This is a genomic window from Allorhizocola rhizosphaerae, from assembly GCF_003426775.1.
Lineage (GTDB): Bacteria > Actinomycetota > Actinomycetes > Mycobacteriales > Micromonosporaceae > Allorhizocola > Allorhizocola rhizosphaerae.
This window is the reverse complement of record NZ_QJUG01000478.1, coordinates 1-1,290: the sequence shown is the minus strand read 5'-3', so window position 1 is coordinate 1,290 and position 1,290 is coordinate 1. Positions and strand designations below refer to the sequence as shown.

1 protein-coding gene is annotated in these 1,290 nt (G+C 69.1%); it reads right to left on the bottom strand.

The features are described from left to right. The coding region (istA, locus tag DM816_RS41915; RefSeq protein ID WP_211589094.1) for an IS21 family transposase at positions 1–1,223 on the bottom strand (1,223 nt) is incomplete at its 3' end. Positions 1,224–1,290: the final 67 nt, after the last annotated feature.

Here is a 1,290-nt window from a genome sequence, read left to right as displayed (position 1 = left end):
TCGATGCCGAAGATCCGGTCGTAGGAGGCCAGCTCCCGCTGCTGCACGCCCTCGGCACCGGCGCGGCCGGCCACGCGGCCAACGACGCTCAGGTGTGCGCGGCGCAGCCGGGCGGCCTCAGCAGCGTGGTCGGGGTCGGTGATGGTCTGGTGCGGCGCCCACGACCGGGCGTGGCGGGCGACCAGCTGCCCGCCGCAGGTCACCGACACCGTCTCCAGATCGGCGACGACCTCGACACGGCGGCCGATCGCCGCCGGGTGCACCGAGTAGTCGCAGGTCTCCACCCGCACCCAATGGTCGCGGCCCAGTCGGGTGGTGGCGCGCCAGCCCAAGCTCGGCGCGACCGGCGGCAAAGCGAGCATGGCGGCCTTGTCGGCGCCGAGGCGATCGATCGGCCGGCACTCCAACAACCTATGGTGACGCTGGTTGGCTCGCCCCAGCCACTCGCCGAGCTGGCCGTTGAAGTCACCCGGCGAGGTGAAGCTGCGTCCAGGCAGGAACGAGGTCTCCAGATAGCCGTTGGCCCGCTCGACGAGGCCTTTCGACTCCGGGTCGCGGGGCCGCAGCAGCACCACCTTGATCCCGAGACTGCCGCGGAAGGCCTGAAACTCTTTGGCCAGAACCGGTTTCCCAGCCTTCCACTGCCCGACTGCGGACTCGTTGTCCCACACCAGAGCGCGGGGCACCGCACCCAGCTGCGACAGCAGCGCCCAATGCCCGCCGATCAGGTCATGCGCCTGCCGCGACGGGATCATCCGGGCCATCAGCCACCGCGAATAGCCGCACACCATCACCAGCACAGGCGGCCTCGCCACCCGGTCCGCACCCAACGGCACGTCCGCCGGCGGGAACCACAGATCGCACTGAGCCAGCTCACCCGGCACATAGGTGGTCCGCGACACGGGATCGACCGGCCGGTACTGCGGCCGCAGCTCCCGGACCCGGTCCTTGAGCACCGTCAACCCCCGAGTCCAACCGATCCGCTCGGCGATCACCGGCACCGGCATCTCCGGGGTTTCGTTAAGCAGCAACCTAATCCGCGGCTCTACTACGTCCACGATGGACCCCGCAGGCTTACGCACGTACTTCGGCGGCTCCGGGGACCGCACAGCACGACGGACCGTGTTCTTCGAGATCCCAAGCTTCCGGGCAATCGCCTTGATCGGCATCTGCTCGGCCCGGTACAACCGGCGGATCTCCGCCCAGTCCTCCACGTTCAACACCCTCCTGATACTCGGAGGGGTCATCCTTGACCCGCCGTCAGGGGGTCAGTATTCAGGCGTCGACGAC